Genomic DNA, 17,920 nt, shown 5'->3' with positions numbered 1-17,920 from the left:
AACATTTCCAAAGCACCAATAGCTTCTCCAAACTAGCCTCTGTCCCCACCAAGTTGATTCAAACCCCCCAGCTAACGTATAAAAACCCTATGTAAACTGATTCAGGGATGGTTATGCATATTATTTTACTCGCGGGTGGTGTTGCTTTTTTATTGTTCATTGCAGCAGTGATTTACAACCGAAACGTGAAGCGCTACCGAGAAAAGATGATTCGAACCTATGCGTTTCCCGAGGGAATAAAAGCGAAAGTTCACAAGGTTTACCCTCATTTGTCTGAAGATGATCTCGATGGTGTTATGCGTGGTCTTCGTGAGTATTTTCATGTGATCAATATTGCAGGGAAAAACCGCGTAGTGGCTATGCCATCTCAGGTTATCGATGTGGCGTGGCATGAATTTATACTCTTTACCAAAGAGTACGCCTATTTTTGTAAACAAGCGCTGGGGCGATTCATTCATCACACACCTGCCGAGGCAATGGAATCGCCAACAGGGGCCCAAGCGGGAATTAAACGGGCGTGGCGCATTGCGTGCTTTAGAGAAAACATCAACCCGCTGTCACCTGCAAAATTACCCTTATTTTTGCTATAGATTCAGCGCTTGCTATTGATGATGGTTTTACTTACGAACTCGACTGTAAAAAGTCAGATGACGGTAGTGGCAATAGTGGAGCTGGCGCTAGCTACTGTGCTACTCATATAGGCTGTTCGAGCGGCTGTTCAGGTACCGCTGGTGACGGTGGATGCACTGGTGGCGGCGACGGCGGCGCAAGCGGTTGTTCGGGGGGCGGATGCGGTGGTAGCTAACCGCTACACACCGCAGTGTTTGTTTATAAAACCTTGGTGCGTGTCGGCATTGTCTGCCGCTTGACGAATAGCCTCGCGCATTTGTGCTAAATAGGGCACAAGCTTTTCTTCTTTGATTTGCTCTGCGCGAATATCAAGCTGTTTGGGCTGAATACCAAACCCATTAAACATAGTCAGCCAACTCGCTGGCTCAAACGACTCATGGTCGTACTCAACAATGTGTCCTGTGTCTTGGAACATCGCTATTTTGTGAGCAAGGCTGTCGGGTATTGTCATGTCGCGGCAGGTTTTCCAAAATTCACTGTCATCACGATTGTTCAGCTTGTAATGCAGTATTAAAAAGTCGCGAATACGTTCAAGTTCTTGGTTGTGAAGGCGGTTCACTTCATCTTCGCTGGCTTGGCTAAACCCTGCATGTGGGAAAAAAGTTTGTAGCTTGGCTATCGCTGTTTGAATCAGAGAAATACTGGTAGATTCCAGTGGCTCTAAAAAGCCAGAGGCTAAGCCCAGCGCAAAACAGTTTTTATTCCAAATCTTTTTACGTCTGCCCGGTGTGAAGTGAATAGTTTTTAAGTCGGTAATGGTTGTATTGTCTATGTTGCTTAATAGGCTTGTTTCAGCATCGGCATGGCTTTCAAAATCACTGGCAAATACATAGCCGTTCCCCGTACGGTGCTGTAGCGGAATACGCCACTGCCATCCCGCTTTTTTGGCCATACAACGCGTGTAGGGGAGTGGTTCGCCACTACTTTTGGTTTGCACCGCAAGGGCTGTGTCGGTCAGTAAATGCTGGCTCCAATCTTCGTATCCGGTGTGCATGGCTTGTTCTATCAACAACCCCTTAAAACCGGTACAGTCGATAAAAAAGTCGCCTTGAATTTGTTGTCCACTGGCTAACTGTATTGCTTTGATATAGCCGTTATTTTCATCAATATCCACATGGGCAAGGTTATCGGAAATGTGATTAACCCCGCGAGACACCGACAGCTTTTTTAAGTACTCGGCATATAAGCCCGCATCTAAGTGATAGGCATAGGCGTAATCGGCGAGTGGATTGGGTGGCGGATTTAAAGGTTGTGCAAACTTGTTGCGTTCGGCAAGGGCACACACTACTGAGTAATCGGCTAGGCGAAGCTTATGGCCCGCGTGATTCAGTCGGTTTACATAGTGATGAAAACCAATGCCGTCTATGGCAATGCCGTAATCTGAGAAGGGGTGAAAAAAGTGACTTCCTTGGTTTGCCCAATCTTCAAATTGAATGCCTAATTTAAACGTTGCTTGGGTTTGTCGAATAAAGTCAATTTCGTCAATACCAAGGTTGCGGTTGAAGTTAACGATGTTGGGAATCGTTGCTTCGCCCACGCCAACGGTAGGAATATCGGGTGATTCTATAAGCGTAATTTCGAAAGCACCTAACGACGTAAAGCGCTGCATACTGGCCGCCGCCATCCACCCTGCGGTGCCGCCACCTACAATAACCAGGTGTTTAACTGCCTTACTCATTTTTTGGTTCCCCAAATTTATGGCCTTGTACCAACCTACTGGTGAAGGTTTATAACATCTGTTTGCAATTAATGTAACATTTGTTAGTATGAATGACAACGTTGTCACAGTGGTTGTCATAACGATACTTTGTACAAACCAATGTGACGTAGATTTTAATGATAGATTTTGTAATCGGTATTTAAGACGGAATTCATATGAAGGTAATAGCAGCAAGGTTTGCATTAAGCGCACTGTGTGTCGGGTTGATGGGATGTGAGCCGTCATCGTCTACACAGGTGGAAAGCAGTACACAAACTGCGCCTGTGGTTTCGTCTACGAAGATAGCTGACAATCTCGATGTTCACTATGAAGTGGTGAGTAACCTCAACAACAGCTGTCAGTTTGCTGGTGACTGTTTTGATGCAAGGCTAACGCTTACGTTACCCATTGATACCAATCATACCGACTGGGCGATCTACTTTAGCAATACTAAACCCATTAAGTACGACAGTAGCTCTTTATTTGATATTGAGCATATCAATGGCGATTTACACAAGGTTACGCCAACTGCTGAGTTCACTGGGTTTGTGGCAAACACATCTTACGTAATTCCGTTTCAAGCCATGGGGGCAACGGTGACTAAGAATGACGTAATGCCCAATTTTATCTATCAACAAGGTAACAACGCGCCAGTGGTGATTGCCTCTACCCAAGAGGTTTTTAACACTGAAACGTCATTATGGGAGTTGCCTCACGCCGGTGAATTTACCACACCGGAACAGTGGCGTAGAAGCGCGAACGACAATGTACCTCTGGCCACTGCACAGTGGCTTTACGAGCAATATCAAGGGCAGCAGTCCAATGCTGCAATCTCTGAAAATCGTGTTATTCCCTCGTTGCTCGACACCCAATGGACGAACGAGCGAATTAAGCTAGCGGCGGGCGTTAACACGACTTTTGAGCTATCTAAAGTGCTTGAAGATAGCTTAAATGCAGTAGGCGTTACGGTGAGTGAAAATGGCTTGCCTATTCACTTTACTCAGCAGTCTATGGCACCGGAAAGCTATGGTTTAGAGATCGCACACGATGGCATTGTGATCACCGCAGGTGACGATGCAGGTTTGTACTGTGCCGTACAGACGCTTACACAACTTTTTGATACACAATCTCAGAGCTTTCCCATGGGGCAGGCGACTGACGCGCCTCGATTTGCCTTTCGTGGCGTGCACACCGACGTTGCCCGAAACTATCACGACAAAGCGTTTTTATTGCGACTGATTGAACAAATGGGGGCGCTTAAATTCAATAAGTTGCACCTACATTTGGCAGAAGATGAAGCATGGCGTTTGCAAATTCCCGGGTTACCCGAGCTGACGGAAATAGGTGCGGTACGCTGTTTAGATTTGGAAGACAAAACCTGTTTACAGCCTCAACTTGGTGCAGGCACTGATCCCGCCAGTCAGGTGAATGGCTATTTAACGGTAGAGGATTACAAAACGCTGCTACAGGTAGCACAACAACATCACATCGAAGTGATCCCGTCGCTGGATATGCCGGGGCACTCTCGTGCTGCAGTGAAAGCAATGAACGCACGACACGACAGATTTATTCAACAAGAAATGCCTGAGCGTGCAAATGAGTTTATGCTGATTGAGCCTGAAGATACCACTGTGTATTCGTCGATTCAGTACTACAACGACAACACCATTAATCCGTGTTTGCCATCGTCCTATCATTTTATTGATAAAGTACTGACCGAAATAAAAGCCATGCACGACGAGGCCGGCGTGCCGCTTCAGCGATACCATATTGGTGCCGATGAAACCGCCGGTGCATGGGTTGAATCTCCCGCCTGTAAAGTACTCATGGAAGAAGAGGGGATTGATGAAGCCAAACACCTCACCGCGTACTTTGTTGCTAAGGTCACCAAAATGGTCAACGACATGGGAGTCATGGCAGGAGCGTGGAGCGACGGGCTAAGCCATGTTGAGCCCATGAAACTCGGTAGTCGCATTCAATCAAACTTGTGGGAAACGTTACCGTCTGGTGGTCAGCACAAAGCCCACGAAATGGCTAACTTAGGCTGGGATGCGGTGTTATCACTGCCCGACGTGTTGTATTTCGATTTTCCTTACATGCCACACCCAGACGAAAGCGGTTACTACTGGGGCTCTAGATACACCAGTACCTTTCAAGTGTTCCAGTTCATGCCTGAAAACCTACCCGCACACGCCGAATTCTGGCAAGACAACATGGGTAACTCGTATTCCAGTGATGATACTTCTCCACTCACCAGTGGCAGCGGATTTGCAGGTATTCAAGCACAAGTATGGAGCGAAACCCTGCGTCACGAAGCGCAAGCAGAATACATGTTGTTCCCTCGTTTAGTAGCAGTGGCGGAACGTGCGTGGCATAAAGCAGACTGGGAAGTACCCTATGAGGCTGGTAGAAGCTATGGCCCTGCAACTCGCTATTTCACCGACGATATGAAAGCGCAGCAAAGGGCCGACTGGCAGGGCTTTATTCATGCCTTTGGCACGAATATATTGCCGCGCTTAGAACGTGCAGGCGTGTTTTATCGATTGCCTCCACCGGGAGCTGTGATTGAAAACAATAGGCTTGAAGTCATTAACTCTTGGCCAATGCTTACCGCTGAATACACTCTAGATGGCGGTGTAAGTTGGGTGGCCTATTCAGAATCAGTGGAACTTGCAGCAGGGTCAAAGGTTGGTGTTCGCAGCTTTATCCATGAAAACAATCGACGTAGTCACACCTTGTGGCTCAACGCTGGCCAAGAGTAAGGAATTCATCATGCAGCAACGAGAACGCAGCTTAGATATGTTTCGCGGCTTAACGCTAGCCGCAATGATAATGGTGAACACGCCGGGTACGTGGGCGCACATTTATGCCCCGCTCAGACACGCATCGTGGCACGGCATAACGCCAACTGACCTGATCTTTCCTTTCTTCGTGTTTATAGTGGGTGCTGCCATGTTCCATTCAATGGGGAAGCTAGTAGGGCAGGCTATTCCAGGAAAGCGCATTGGTAAACGCGCTGGCTTGTTATTTCTAATTGGGCTGGGCTTAAATGCCTTCCCATTTACCGAAGCCTTTGAATCATTACGCTATATGGGAGTGCTGCAACGCATAGCCATTGCTTACTTTATTGGCGCTGTGCTGATTGTAAGCTTGCCCAGAAACGGTTTATGGATAGCCTGCGGTGGGATTTTGCTGGGGTACTGGGGGCTGTTAAACACAGTACCTGAACCTTACACCTTAGAAGGGAATATCGTAAGGCAATGGGATTTAGCACTGATTGGTGCTAATCACCTGTATCAAGGCTTTGGCGTAGCCTTCGACCCAGAAGGGCTTTTAAGCACCTTACCCGCAGTAGTGACTTTGCTCATGGGCTATCAAACCAGTGCCATGCTTTCTAACACCAGTGGCGCACAAAACAAGTGTAAAAAGCTATTGGCGCTAGCCGCTATTGCGCTTACAGCCGGTTGTGTGTGGAACACGGTGCTGCCCATTAATAAAGCGCTATGGACAAGCTCATATGTATTGGTAACCACCGCGTGGGCATGGATCATATTGGCCGCTATCATTTTTGTGGTTGATATTGTGAAGCAAGACAAAGGCTTTAAGTGGATGGAGATTTACGGCACCAACCCGTTGTTTATCTATGTACTCGCGTGGCTTTACGCCAGTGTGTTGCTGCTCATCCCTGTAGGCAACACCTCTGCCTATGGTGCCCTTTATCAAGCACTCACAATTCCACTCAGTGAAAAGGCCGCGTCACTGGCTTTTGCGCTCATCGCAGTAAGTATCTTTTACGCTTTATCTCATTGGCTCTACAAAAAGCGCATATTCATTAAGCTCTGAATAAATAAATGGGGTCAGAGTAATATAACGTCTCTCTATATTGTACACTGACCCCATTTATTCTTGTTAGGTAATGGAGCAACGGGGTGAGCTTAATCAATACCACCGAGCTACCTGTAAATCAGGCTGCTGAGAAAAATAAAAAGCCCATATATGAGGCGCTTTCCACTTTGGGTTTACTGGATGGCACTGTGTTTGAAATAGGGTCGGGTACGGGGCAGCACGGCATTTACTTCTGTGCGCTTGCGCCAAGCCTCAAATGGCAACCTTCAGAGGTTGAAGAACGACTCCCTGTTTTACAGGCGTGGGCTCAAGTTGCTTGCGAAGAGGGAATCGACAACTTTTCTTCGCCAGTGAGTTACTCCATTGACCAAGGCCAGTTACCTGATGTACAGGCCAGCTCCCTGTATTGCGCCAATGTGTTACATATCATCCAACCAAACCAAGCAAAAAGCCTGATTGAGCAAGTCTGCGACAAGCTCAAACAGGGGGAACGTTTTATTTGTTACGGCCCGTTTAAAAAAGACGGCGAATTTACCACTGAGTCAAACCAAGAGTTTCACACTTGGCTGCAACAACAAGGCTATGGTGGATTAATTGATATTGATGACATGGCTAGGTGGAGTAACGGCCAGCTTGTACTCGAGCACGTGGTAGACATGCCATCAAACAACTTTTTATTGGTTTGGCGGAAGGGTTAGTTTTCTGCGCTTGTTCCATCAGGAACTTTTCGTATTAACTTTAGCTGAGCTCTTGCACTTCCAGCTGAACCTAGAGGGCGTATCGCCACTATAAATGTCCCACTCTCTAAATATGCAGAGATGTACGAGTCTGTCGAGGCTAGGTCATGTTCGGTCATTACTGAAGAATTACTAACATCAATATCGTCGTTAGCATACAGTTGCTGAAACGTATTATTCCTAAAGTTGTTCAATAGAACTACAGGATCAAAGCTGGTTGATTTAACAAAAAGCTCGTAGTCTCCAGCTTCTTCTATCTGCACTCTGAATAGTGTGTAAGTACTCTCTGTATCGAGAGACACATTGTTCCAATTATCGCCGGGAGTAATTTGTTCTAAAGAGTTTATTTTCCTTGCACGTCAAAGTTGTCAGCTGTTTGTAATTGAAGCCGCAATCTTTGTTGCATAAAGTCTCCAATGTTATCAGAAATTCCGTACCACTGAACTGCAATAAGATACTTCCCGGGTGCTAGTGGCTCATGAATCAATGAACTTCGAGGTGTCATATCTTGCATAAACTCTACAATCAAATTATCAGCATCGTCGTTTTGACTTAAGAGTATTGCTTCTCCAGGTTCTTCAAACCTGTAGAGATAGATATAAGGGTCTCCGCTTTCTTGCTCAGGTATCGCAGAAATTAAGAGTTGCTCTGGCGAACTCAATTCAAAGCTAAACCACTTAGTTTCCTCGTCCAACAAAAATCTTGTCGCGATTTGGTTTAAGTCGATATTATTTAGGTTCTCGCCACGGTATTGGGGTACGCCTGTTGGAGACAAACTGGATTCGGGTGATGGATCAGATTGTTTGAGTAACTCTGATTCGCAAAGTTTTACCAATGGAAGATTTGGGTCTTCATACTTTAGTCCACTCAAATAAGTCAAGCAGCGTCTGGTAAGCACTCTCTCGGTGTTTTCTTGAAGTCCTATTTTTACCAGTTGAGTGATTGATGCAGCAAGAACCTCAATTGGATTTGTTTTTGGATCAGTTGATGTCTCTGAGGAATTGTTAGGAGTCCCATTCGATGAGAAGTTTTCAACAGCATCGGTCATTTTCTCAATCGCGAGTAATGTCACCATGATATTGGCATACTTATTTGCCAAAAGACTATATTCCGTCTCATCAAGCGCGCCATTCTGATAAGCCTCGCAAGACCGATACAACCCGTCCCTCAACAACTGTATCGTGTCGTTTCGTTCCCCTATTGTAGATGGGGTAATAGTTTGCTCTCCAGAGACTGTCATTTTCTGCCCTTGGCTAGAACTAGCTAGCAAACTCGGAGATGAATTTTCCGCTGTCATTGAACCGCTTTTGCCCAGCATACTATCAGGACTAGGTTCTGCACATACAACAAAACGCGAGCTGACAACATTGTTTGATTTATCTCGCTCTTCTCTTAGAACACTTGTGATCGCGCGTTGATTCGAATCAACAGAGACACTGGTGGAAGTATTTACGTCAAAGGTATTAAACATTTCTCCCTGCGTTTTGGATAGCCAAGCAAAAAATAGGAAAGCCAAAGCACCAGTTCCAAAAACCGAACCGAGGACTATCCACAAAACACTACTTTGTTTCATTATTCAATTCCATTTGATTGTTTTTTGTTCAATGCGATGTTACTACCCTCGACCAAAATTTAGTAGTGTGTATTTAGCTTTTTAGTAAAATTTAATCTGAAACGATAAATGAAACTATGTTTCAAACCAGTGCACAGAGTAACGCAGATATCGTCGTTATAAACTGACGGTAATACTAATTTTTACTTATCTTTTACGCTTCTTTCTGTTTAAATTTTGTTCGCCCGCAGTATGAGGAACAACATTTTTACCTTTATAAATAGACTAAAAGGAACAAGAGATGCGTGGTTACGATCCGGATTTTATAGGTGTACATTTACCGCCGCCAACCTTCACGCTTGAGCTTGAAAGTGAACTGGTTGAGCAAGGGAAGATTTTTGATTACCCGAATTATTCTGTTATTCAAAACGGACATCAAGATAAGCGCTCCCCCGCTATTGTTATGCTTAATATTGATCAATCGAAGTACTACAAAGTAGGAAGTGGCCGATGGAAAACTGACCCGAGGTTCAGCGACACTTATCAACTCGATAATGACTATTACTATAAAAATCCTTGGGATAGAGGACACATGGCTCGTCGTGCTACCGCTGCGTGGGGCGACACTGAGAGCGAGGCACAATTTCGTTCTAAAGAGACCTATTACTACACTAACGCAGTTTTACAACACGAAAATATCAATAAAGACGAGTGGTTAAACGTATTAGAAGAGTGGGTGAAACATCTCGATATCGCCAAAGATAAGAAAATTACTTCGATGAATGGACCGATATACGGCGAGTACGACAGAGTTATTCGCCCTTCTGGACAACCCGTAGCACTTGTTCCCGCTGGTTTTTTTAAGGTGGTTTGTTTCATCAACAAACATACCAATAAGTTGGACGTAAGAGCCTTTATCATGTACCAAGATGAAGAGGCGATAAAAGATCGCAAAGGTGCCGCCAAATACAATAATCAACACTATCAGGTGACTATTTCTGAGATTGAGGCGCTCACTGGATTGCAGTTTTCTAGTGATATCTATAAAGCCAATCCACTTATTGCATGTGAGGAGCATAGAGACTCGTCGAAAAACATTATTCGGGTACCGGAAAGAATCGAAGTAGCAAAAGCTGACGATCTTGTTGATGAAAACACGACAAGAGAAACGGTGCTAGACGATGACATTGACGTATACATCGCGGCAGCGTTAATTGACCCCGACGGTAACGACAGAGGTAAAGAGTGGATTTCAGTCATAAACTTGGGCGTAGATGATATCGATTTAACCGGATGGTCACTGTGTGACAACAGTGGTAACAAGGCTTTACTTGATAGTCTTACGAGTCAAACGTTTAGGCCAACGCTTGTACCAGGGGAATCTCGAGTGTTCGATAATATTCAATCTTCGCTACAACTCTCCAATAAAAGTGATGTTATTAAGCTGTACGACAATAATGATCAAAGAGTGGATTGGGTTAACTACAGCGCTGAAAATGTCAAAAAAGGACAGACTACATTGTTCTTGTCACCAAGAGACACGTTAAAATAAAACACATCAGGCTGCCGTGAGGCAGCCTTCACTTAAAAACTGTTGCAGATGCTCGCTAGTTATTTGTACTAGACGGTTTCGTCGATGAGTGATTGCCCTTCAGTAAGACCAAACTCTTGTGCGATTTTTTCTGCCAGTTTAGAGCCTGTGGAACTTTGAATTTCATCATCAGACAAAGATTCCAAGTAATCAGTTACTGACGATAGGTCAACACTGGATTCACTTTGAGGAGGCGGAGGTGGTGGTCGGTTACCCGAGCCAACATTTGCTAAATCGCCAATTTCTCTTGCGTCAAAGCCAGCTTCTGCAAGAGCATCTGCGAACGCTGGGCTAGGGCCTATGCCAGCTTCAGAAAAGGCTTCTACAATACTGGCAGCGTCTTCGGCTGATAAATTTTCCGCGTCAAAGTTTGATAGCGTTTCTTCAATGAGCGAGCTTTGCTCGTCAGTAATGGTGTCATTGCTGCCATCTCTTGGCGGTGGAGGAGTCCTAAAACCTCCGCTTACTGAATCAATCATTCTTGTATTCCTCGTACGTGAACTTAGAGTTTTTCGTTGCGCACTGTGACTGCCCCTCGTAACGTTTCCTCAATCAGTCTTGCACGTCAGCTAGTATATTCTTGAATCTATTCTGAATTGTGCAGAAGCTGCGCAATTATTGTGGAGTTTTCTTGAGGTATGTTTATTGATTAATTACTTTTAGTTTTGTGTATTCCTTGTACACTAGCTTAAAGCGCTTGCGTGTTTTTTATACAGTTTGGTGGTAGTTTTGACCACATATACAAGGAAGCCCACATGTTAATTAGATCGTTTTCAGTCTTACTTTTTGCCTTGTGCTTGCAGTCATGTACCTCGTCAAACCCCACCGGAAGCGCCCCAGATACCACCAGTTCAGTAACTCAACTCACCCAAGATCTAGAAAAAGCCGAGGCGAAAAGTAATGACTTGGCTGTACTGGTGGCGCAGCAAGAGGCTGAAAAAATAAGAACAGAAAAGGAGTTAAAGCAGGCACAAGATGCTTTGTATCAGATTGAGCAGGCCGTTGAACAAAGCCAGCAAGTTAATGAAGAGCTCGCTTCAAATTACTTAGTAGCGCAGCAAAACGTGGAAACCACGCAATATGAATTGAGCAGGCAAAGTCAGCAATATACACAAGCGATGGCGCAGCTTACTGCTTCTAATGAGCTAATGGAACAACTCGAAACTAGACTTGAAGAACGAAATGCCGACGTTGAAGCATTAGAAAGACAAAACGTTGCACTCCAAACGGCAAGTACGGCGAGTTTCGTTAGTGCACTCGATGACTTTTTGTCTACTCTCCCTTCGGGAAGTATGGTTTACAACACACCTTCCAGCATGGTGAAGGGTGACAAGCAAACAATTTCGCTTGAGTTGTCTCCATCGTCTGGTGTTGAAAATATTCGGCGGCAGTTTGCTGAGCGTGAGGGAGTATCACTACCAGCGGTATCGATAGATACTATTCTGTTGAGCGATCAGATGTATGCCACCTTAGATGCATCGAGTGGCCTAGGCGTTAGAAGCCTCAATAGCAGTAAAGTAATGACCATTTCTGCATTAACGCCTAACGTTTGGCGCTGGGAAATCGAAGCAATAGAAGAGGGCGAACAAACACTCTATTTACAGGTAGGTGTGATTGCTTCCATCAATGGCGTGGAGCAAAAACCAGTATTGATTGATGAACCTAAAAGAGTCGTGGTTGCAGTATCTACACAACGCTCGCTATCAGACTTCATAAGCAATAACTGGCAGTACTTAATTCAGGTACTTCTATTACCTTTTGTCATATTTTTGTGGGAGCAATTTAAGAAAAGGAAAAAGGCTACATAGCCATAATTTCTCGTTCTACCGATATAGATTTATCTTCGATGTGCGGCAAGTTTTACTTGCCCTAGGTAGTCCCAGGGCAAGTTGTTTACGGGCAGAATGGTCGTAAATGAGGAATTACCATTGGCTCTTTTTGTGGCCCCAAAGCGCGTAATAACCAATGAACAAGTAGCAAGGTAACATGATCCAGTAGGCTGATTGCCCGTCTAACCACTCGCTGAATCCGCCGTACACCATAGGTAAAATCGCACCGCCTGCAATACCCATAATGAGTATGGCAGAACCTTTAGGGGTAAGTTTACCTAACCCGGCTAGTGCTAAAGGCCATACAGCTGGCCATACCATGGCGTTGGCTAACCCCAATAATGCAATCAACGTAATGCTATTGGGTAGCGTTTGAATACCTGACCAGCCCCACAAAACGTCACTGATAGCTGTTGATGAGTTAGAGGCAAAGGTGATTGCAACAGTAAGCACCGCACCGAGTGTTGCTGAGCCAAGCAAAGCATGACTTTGTGAGATAACTCTTGGAATCAAAATCAGCCCCAGAACATAGCCTATAACCATGGCTGTCATGGTAAATGATGTCAGCGATGTGGCATTCGCTACTCCGATTGATGAACCATAAAGCCCTATAGTGTCACCGGCAACAACCTCAACGCCTACGTAAAAGAATAGGGTAATAGCGCCTAGAATAAGGTGTGGAAAGTCAGTAATGCGCTGGCCGGATTCGGTTGTGTCGCTGGTGGTTTCGTCTTGCGCAATAGTAGGAAGTTTTAGCAAACTAAACAGATAAGCCAGCACTAGTAGCGCAACAGCCATAGCCAAATAGGGCTGTACAAGCTGCACTGACATTTTTGAGATTTGTGCTGCTTTGGTGGCCGCATCCATTGACGCTAGTTGTACTTGGTTGATACCAGAAAACTCGCCCAAAACCATTGCGGTAAATACCATAGGTGCAAGAACACCTGCAGCTTTATTAAGCAGGCCCATAAAGGCAATACGCGCCGCTGCGCTCTCTTCAGAGCCGAGTCGAACAATAAAGGGGTTTGATGCGGTTTGCAGGATGGTTAGGCCAGACCCAACAATAAACTGAGCAATAAGAAATATAGCAAAGGTTTGACTCATCGCAGCGGGCACAAAGAGCAAACACCCCACACCAATGATAACCAATCCCAATGACATACCTTTCTGATAGCCCGTTTTTTCTAGTATTTTTGCCATGGGCAGCGCCATCACTACATAAGCAACATAAAAACAAAAGGCAATAAACAGAGCTTCGATTTCACTGAGTTCACATACCATTTGTAAAAAAGGGATCAACGCGCCATTGAGCCAAGTGACAAAGCCAAATATAAAGAACAGTAAGCCGATACTGAGTATGGGCATTAGATTACTGGTGGCTGTTCTGTCTATAGGGGTAGCCGTGGTATTCATTTGTGAACCTCTTGTTGTTATCTCGCTTAGGCAGGTGACCTGCCCAATACTTTGCTTAAACTAGCTCTCCCTTGAGCCAAATCTTTTCTATGTTCAAGTTGTCGTCAACAAGCAAAAAGTCTGCTTGCATGCCCACATCTATTGCGCCATGGGAATGACTCATTCCTAAAAACGCCGCAGGTGTCTGACTTGCCATTACAACGGCGTCTTCCAAAGGTACCTGTAAGTCTTGATGGGTGTTTCGCACTGCACCAATCATGTCTAGGCAACTGCCTGCAAGGGTGCCCTCTGGGGTGGTTAATTTGTCGTTCGTACGGCGTATTTCTGTATTAAAGAAAGGGATGTTGTCTAGGTCAGTACCCACATGAGCCATAGCATCGGTAACCAGCATGGTTTTGTGTTTACCTTTTGCTCTTATAGCGAATTCAGCACTTTTGGGGTGTACGTGATGGTGATCTACAATCAAACCACAATAGGCGCTATCGGCTAACAAAGCCGCGCCTACCATACCGGGTTCACGGCTAGTTAATGGTGACATGGCGTTATATAAATGAGTGAAGCCAGTTGCACCTGCCTCTATCGCATCAAACACTTGCTCCGCATTGGCGTTAGAATGGCCCAAACACACTAGTACATCTTCAGCCACGAGTTCTTTGATAAAAGAGGTGGATACTGATTCTGGCGCTAAGGTGACCATCACTTTGCCAATGTCTTTACGCATCAAGCTTGCGAGCTCTTTGTCTGTAGGAACACGGATAAAAGACGCATCGTGCACGCCTTTTTTCGCGGTAGACAAAAACGGCCCTTCGTAGTGAATACCCAGTATGGTGGGTAAATTTTCACTCATAGCTTCAGCAACAGCATCTGCAGCCTGTGCCATCACGTCGGCGCAGTCGGTTATCAAGGTAGGCAGCATACCTGTGGTGCCAAAGCTCAAATGCGCTTTGGCCATACATTCAATGCCTTCAAGGGTAGGGGTTTGATTTAGCAAAATACCGCCACCACCGTTGACTTGGGTGTCAATTAGGCCAGGGAGCAGTGTGCCCTTTGCGTCGCCTTCTTTGATAGGCGAAATAGATGACACCACACCTTCATTTACTTCAATAACTTGATTCGACAGCCAACCGTCTTTGGTCAGAATACGTGCTACAGATAATTTCATGATTAATGGGTTTCAGTTACTTTGTTTAAGCCAGGAGGCGTATCAGGATTGAGCCCAAGTTCAACTGCTATGGCTTCAATGTCAAGGTAAAAACGTTGAAGAGTAAGCAGTGGCAATAACCTTTTGTGCAATGCTGGCGAGCCGATATCAATAGTTTGCAGTTCAGCACCTCGGCGCTCAACATCTTTAATGATTTCGTCGTGAAACGGTTTGGATTCGTCGTCAACCGGAAGGTTGATGATTTGCAACTCGTTCTCTACTAGGGTTACCGGGCCGTGAATAAACTCTGCACTGCTAAAGGCTTCGGCATGAATACTCAATACTTCTTTTAACTTGAGGGCAACCTCGCGACCTACGGCATAACCAAATCCGCGTCCAAGCACCACGGCGTTTCGTGTATCTTTTAGTTTCTCTGCACTTAGCTGAGCTGGATGACTAATCACCTCCGCCATAGCATTGGGTAGTGCGTCTAGCCCTTCAAGTAGTGAATTGTTTTCCGACCATGTGGCACACAGCTGACATAGTGCCGAGAGTGTTGCCAAATAGCTCTTTGTTGCCGCTACCGCTTTTTCTGGACCAGCGCGCAGTGGGAGTACCGCGTCAACCATGTTAGCTAACGGTGAGGTCTCGTCATTCACTAATGCAATGGTAAAAGCTCCGCCCGCTTTAGCTCGTTCGGTTTTCTTTAGAATGTCTGGGCTTCTGCCCGACTGCGAAATCACAATAGCGACACTATTTTTTAAGCTCAGCGTTTGATTGAAAACCCCAGACACCGAAGGAGCAGCACTACTGACAGGTAAACCAAGTTCTACTTCAAAAAGGTATTTAGCGTACACCCCAGCATGATCTGACGAGCCGCGACCAATTAAAAATACGAGGTTTGGTTTTATCGCTTTAAGTTTTGAAGCAATAGCCTCACACACGGGCTTGTTGGCACTGAGTTGTTCACGAATAACGTCAGGGCTCTGCTTTGCCTCTTTCGCCATAATAGTGGTGGTCATACAATGATCTCTTGTAAATTTAGGGATTGTTTTGCAAAGGTCAGGGCACCTTTCTCAGGTGAAGCCACGCCGTTGCGTAATCTGCGTTGTGTTTTTGGAGATAAACGCTCTGCAATGATGTGAGACAGGCCACCAATCAAGCATAAGGGGAGGTCGTTGTCACCGATGAGCTTGTCAGCCATTTTCTGTATATAGGCTGCTGCTTGGTCGAACAGATGCGATGCGGCCGGATCCTTATCGCCTAATAGTGGAGCAATCTTAGGCACTACAGATGCGTAGTCACAGGGAACAAAGCCAGCGCAGGTTTGTACCAAGTCTAAAGGGGTCTTCGCGTTAAAGTGGTCTGCCGTTGCTCTACTCAAGGCATCGCTCGCTTGCAGCCCATCGAGTGATAGTAGTGTGTGCTGAATGGCTTGTAGACCAAGCCATGCACCGCTACCGATGTCTCCTATAGGAAAGCCATGTCCACCCACATCTTCGAATTTGCCATCGATAAATGATGCACCGGTAGACCCTGTTCCTATGATAATAGCTGCGCCGTTTTCACCACCGTGAGCCCCTATACAGGCGGCATGTAAATCGCTGAGTACATAAACTGAGTGAAATGGATGATTCCATTGTTTAAACAACTGGGCAGCTGATGGCACGTTAGCACCAGCGAGTCCTGCGCCCACCACGCACTGTTCCAAGGGAATAGGGACAGGAGCATTTGCTACGGCATGCTCAATGGCATGCATAATAGACGATTGAGCGAGTGGCATATCTCGCATAATGTTAGCAGAGCCACTTGTGGCTGTACTAAGATGCTTTCCGTCAGCATCTTCAATGCGCACTCTACACTTAGTGCCGCCACCGTCTATTCCTATGTAAAACGTTGCTTGAGTCATTTATGTACTTACACTTTTTTGCTGTTGATATAAAATGACAGCGTTGTCATTTGCGATAAAGTTACATTACAAAAAGTAAACTTGCAAACAAAAAATAACAAATTGCTAATTTTTTGAACATGCAATAGTGAAGGGCAGGTGTTGCGCAAAGGTTTAATCTTTGCCCCAATCGTAATAGACTCGTGGGATAACGGCCTGCGCTTGTACCCTTTACGCAGGCCATTCAATAATAAAAAATAGTGCTACAGCATCTTGGAGAAAACGTGGCTGCAACAATTAAAGATGTCGCCGAATACGCGGGAGTGTCATTTAAAACCGTATCTCGAGTTATCAATAACGAAGGCTCGGTTAAGTCAGAAACTTTGGCAAAAGTACAAGAAGCCATCGAAAAACTGGATTATCGCCCCAACAAGGCCGCTCGGGATTTGGCGGGAAGAGACAACTTTGTGTTGGGTTACGTTTATGACAACCCCAACGCCTATTACATCATTAACATGCAGCAAGGTATTTTGGATGAATGCCGTAACAGTGGCTATGAGTTGTTGATACACCCTTGTGACGCATCGAGCGAAACTATCATTACTGAAATACTTAGCATGGTCGCCAGTGCTCGGCTCGCAGGTCTGATTTTGTCACCACCGTTGTCCGAAATGCCAGACGTATTAAACGCCCTCGACGAGAAGGGGATATGCTACGTGCGTATTCTTTCAGGAAGCGAGTCACCACAAACCGACTTGCCTTGTGTGTTGGTTGATGACTTTAAAGCGGCCCACGCCATTACCGAGCACTTAATTTCACAAGGCCACCAACGCATTGCGTTTATTTCGGGTGAGAAAGAGCATAAATCTACGATTGAACGCTTAGAAGGGTACAAAGCTGCTTTGGCAGAAAATCAGATTAGCTTTGACGAATCTCTTGTTATTGATGGGAGTTACTCATTTGAGACTGGTGTAAAAAGTGCCGATACCATCGCTAGTATGACGCACAAACCTACTGCAGTGTTTGCGTGTAACGATGAAATTGCGGCGGGAACCTTGTTTGGTTCGCGCATGAAAGGGTTGGACGTTCCCAAAGATCTAGCTATTGCAGGGTTCGAGGATAGCCCGTTCTCTAGCCAAACCTTTCCTCCTCTCACAACAGCAGCCCAGCCGACCAGTTTGATTGCTCAAAGTGCGGCATCTTCTTTGATTCAAAGTCTGAAGTTTCGGAAGAAAAGTGGCAAAACCCAACAACCTTCGACTAGATTCTTCGTTCCTGAACTGGTTGTTCGCGCCTCTACACAAGCTTAAATTACCTAGTTACTTTCCGTGTGATCTCCATTGTACTCGCGCTAATCAATGCCGAGTTCAATGGAGTGCGACACTTATTTTTACCAGGAAAAACAGCTTCTTATCCTATCATTTAGCACTCTCTTTTAGTGTTATTGTTTACTGAATGAAGACTTTCCTAATTTTTATTTCCAATAAAAACAATGGTTTACTATTGGTGAAAACGTTTACTTGTAAATTATTTGTAACTTGGCAGTTGCAGGCTTGATTCGATTGATGTAGTTTTATTCAAAACCAAATGACAG

15 protein-coding genes are annotated in these 17,920 nt (G+C 45.3%); 7 read left to right on the top strand and 8 right to left on the bottom strand.

Going from position 1 to position 17,920, the window contains the following annotated elements; translation table 11 throughout:
* Positions 1-113 precede the first annotated feature (113 nt).
* Positions 114-590 carry a hypothetical protein gene (locus EYS00_RS19640; protein WP_207301735.1) on the top strand — a complete coding sequence of 159 codons (477 nt, stop codon included), beginning with the start codon at positions 114-116 and terminating at the stop codon, positions 588-590.
* Between the two features lie 218 nt (positions 591-808).
* Here the strand turns inward: EYS00_RS19640 and EYS00_RS19635 are convergent, their stop codons facing one another.
* Complete coding sequence (locus EYS00_RS19635) at positions 809-2,308, bottom strand: tryptophan halogenase family protein (protein ID WP_130639615.1); 1,500 nt, start codon at positions 2,306-2,308, stop codon at positions 809-811.
* 197 nt (positions 2,309-2,505) lie between these two features.
* Here EYS00_RS19635 and EYS00_RS19630 point away from each other — a divergent pair, with 197 nt between their 5' ends.
* The 3 genes from EYS00_RS19630 to EYS00_RS19620 all read left to right on the top strand — a co-directional run bounded on the left by EYS00_RS19630 (position 2,506) and on the right by EYS00_RS19620 (position 6,873).
* Complete coding sequence (locus EYS00_RS19630) at positions 2,506-5,091, top strand: family 20 glycosylhydrolase (RefSeq protein WP_130639614.1); 2,586 nt, start codon at positions 2,506-2,508, stop codon at positions 5,089-5,091.
* Between the two features lie 10 nt (positions 5,092-5,101).
* Positions 5,102-6,172 carry an acyltransferase family protein gene (locus EYS00_RS19625; protein WP_130639613.1) on the top strand — a complete coding sequence of 357 codons (1,071 nt, stop codon included), beginning with the start codon at positions 5,102-5,104 and terminating at the stop codon, positions 6,170-6,172.
* Between the two features lie 86 nt (positions 6,173-6,258).
* Complete coding sequence (locus tag EYS00_RS19620; RefSeq protein ID WP_130639612.1) at positions 6,259-6,873, top strand: DUF938 domain-containing protein; 615 nt, start codon at positions 6,259-6,261, stop codon at positions 6,871-6,873.
* On the opposite strand, the gene EYS00_RS19615 is transcribed toward EYS00_RS19620, so the two are convergent.
* Positions 6,870-7,214, bottom strand: coding sequence for a hypothetical protein (locus tag EYS00_RS19615; protein ID WP_130639611.1), 345 nt, complete (start codon positions 7,212-7,214; stop codon positions 6,870-6,872). The two genes, EYS00_RS19620 and EYS00_RS19615, sit on opposite strands and share 4 nt — an antisense overlap.
* A gap of 41 nt (positions 7,215-7,255) precedes the next feature.
* Positions 7,256-8,485, bottom strand: a complete 1,230-nt coding sequence (locus EYS00_RS19610; protein ID WP_130639610.1) for a hypothetical protein — start codon at positions 8,483-8,485, stop codon at positions 7,256-7,258.
* Between the two features lie 280 nt (positions 8,486-8,765).
* On the opposite strand from EYS00_RS19610, the gene EYS00_RS19605 reads away from it, so the two are divergent.
* Positions 8,766-10,016, top strand: coding sequence for a DNA/RNA non-specific endonuclease (locus EYS00_RS19605; protein WP_130639609.1), 1,251 nt, complete (start codon positions 8,766-8,768; stop codon positions 10,014-10,016).
* 68 nt (positions 10,017-10,084) lie between these two features.
* Here EYS00_RS19605 and EYS00_RS19600 read toward each other — a convergent pair whose 3' ends face one another.
* Entirely contained in the window at positions 10,085-10,534 is a 450-nt protein-coding gene (locus EYS00_RS19600; RefSeq protein WP_130639608.1) for a hypothetical protein, read from the bottom strand.
* A 276-nt stretch (positions 10,535-10,810) separates the two neighbouring features.
* On the opposite strand from EYS00_RS19600, the gene EYS00_RS19595 reads away from it, so the two are divergent.
* Positions 10,811-11,863 (top strand): hypothetical protein, encoded by a 1,053-nt coding sequence (locus tag EYS00_RS19595; RefSeq protein WP_130639607.1) that lies wholly within the window; start codon positions 10,811-10,813, stop codon positions 11,861-11,863.
* A 114-nt stretch (positions 11,864-11,977) separates the two neighbouring features.
* Here EYS00_RS19595 and EYS00_RS19590 read toward each other — a convergent pair whose 3' ends face one another.
* Genes EYS00_RS19590 through EYS00_RS19575 form a run of 4 tightly spaced genes read right to left on the bottom strand, consistent with a single transcriptional unit; the run spans position 11,978 to position 16,347 of the window.
* Complete coding sequence (locus tag EYS00_RS19590) at positions 11,978-13,297, bottom strand: sugar MFS transporter (protein WP_130639606.1); 1,320 nt, start codon at positions 13,295-13,297, stop codon at positions 11,978-11,980.
* Between the two features lie 55 nt (positions 13,298-13,352).
* Positions 13,353-14,459 (bottom strand): N-acetylglucosamine-6-phosphate deacetylase, encoded by a 1,107-nt coding sequence (gene nagA, locus EYS00_RS19585; protein WP_130639605.1) that lies wholly within the window; start codon positions 14,457-14,459, stop codon positions 13,353-13,355.
* Between the two features lie 2 nt (positions 14,460-14,461).
* Positions 14,462-15,460 carry a glucosamine-6-phosphate deaminase NagB-II gene (gene nagB-II, locus EYS00_RS19580; protein ID WP_130639604.1) on the bottom strand — a complete coding sequence of 333 codons (999 nt, stop codon included), beginning with the start codon at positions 15,458-15,460 and terminating at the stop codon, positions 14,462-14,464.
* The gene (locus tag EYS00_RS19575) at positions 15,457-16,347 is read right to left on the bottom strand and encodes a BadF/BadG/BcrA/BcrD ATPase family protein (protein ID WP_130639603.1); all 891 of its coding nucleotides are present in this window, start codon (positions 16,345-16,347) and stop codon (positions 15,457-15,459) included. Before EYS00_RS19575 ends, nagB-II begins: the two co-directional genes overlap by 4 nt.
* 263 nt (positions 16,348-16,610) lie before the next feature.
* Between EYS00_RS19575 and EYS00_RS19570 the strand changes: the two genes are divergently transcribed.
* The gene (locus EYS00_RS19570; RefSeq protein ID WP_130639602.1) at positions 16,611-17,636 is read left to right on the top strand and encodes a LacI family DNA-binding transcriptional regulator; all 1,026 of its coding nucleotides are present in this window, start codon (positions 16,611-16,613) and stop codon (positions 17,634-17,636) included.
* The last annotated feature ends 284 nt before the right edge of the window (positions 17,637-17,920 follow it).

It is taken from the genome of Alteromonas sp. KUL49 (assembly GCF_006538345.1).
GTDB lineage: Bacteria > Pseudomonadota > Gammaproteobacteria > Enterobacterales > Alteromonadaceae > Alteromonas.
This window is presented reverse-complemented; position numbering and strand designations above follow the sequence as displayed.

Coding starts and splice junctions, on each gene's coding strand:
- EYS00_RS19605 (WP_130639609.1), top strand. CDS start 8,766: ATGCGTGGTTACGATCCGGATTTTATAGGTGTACATTTACCGCCGCCA.
- EYS00_RS19575 (WP_130639603.1), bottom strand. CDS start 16,347: ATGACTCAAGCAACGTTTTACATAGGAATAGACGGTGGCGGCACTAAG.
- nagA (WP_130639605.1), bottom strand. CDS start 14,459: ATGAAATTATCTGTAGCACGTATTCTGACCAAAGACGGTTGGCTGTCG.
- EYS00_RS19600 (WP_130639608.1), bottom strand. CDS start 10,534: ATGATTGATTCAGTAAGCGGAGGTTTTAGGACTCCTCCACCGCCAAGA.
- EYS00_RS19610 (WP_130639610.1), bottom strand. CDS start 8,485: ATGAAACAAAGTAGTGTTTTGTGGATAGTCCTCGGTTCGGTTTTTGGA.
- EYS00_RS19625 (WP_130639613.1), top strand. CDS start 5,102: ATGCAGCAACGAGAACGCAGCTTAGATATGTTTCGCGGCTTAACGCTA.
- EYS00_RS19595 (WP_130639607.1), top strand. CDS start 10,811: ATGTTAATTAGATCGTTTTCAGTCTTACTTTTTGCCTTGTGCTTGCAG.
- EYS00_RS19635 (WP_130639615.1), bottom strand. CDS start 2,308: ATGAGTAAGGCAGTTAAACACCTGGTTATTGTAGGTGGCGGCACCGCA.
- EYS00_RS19630 (WP_130639614.1), top strand. CDS start 2,506: ATGAAGGTAATAGCAGCAAGGTTTGCATTAAGCGCACTGTGTGTCGGG.
- EYS00_RS19590 (WP_130639606.1), bottom strand. CDS start 13,297: ATGAATACCACGGCTACCCCTATAGACAGAACAGCCACCAGTAATCTA.
- EYS00_RS19640 (WP_207301735.1), top strand. CDS start 114: ATGCATATTATTTTACTCGCGGGTGGTGTTGCTTTTTTATTGTTCATT.
- nagB-II (WP_130639604.1), bottom strand. CDS start 15,460: ATGACCACCACTATTATGGCGAAAGAGGCAAAGCAGAGCCCTGACGTT.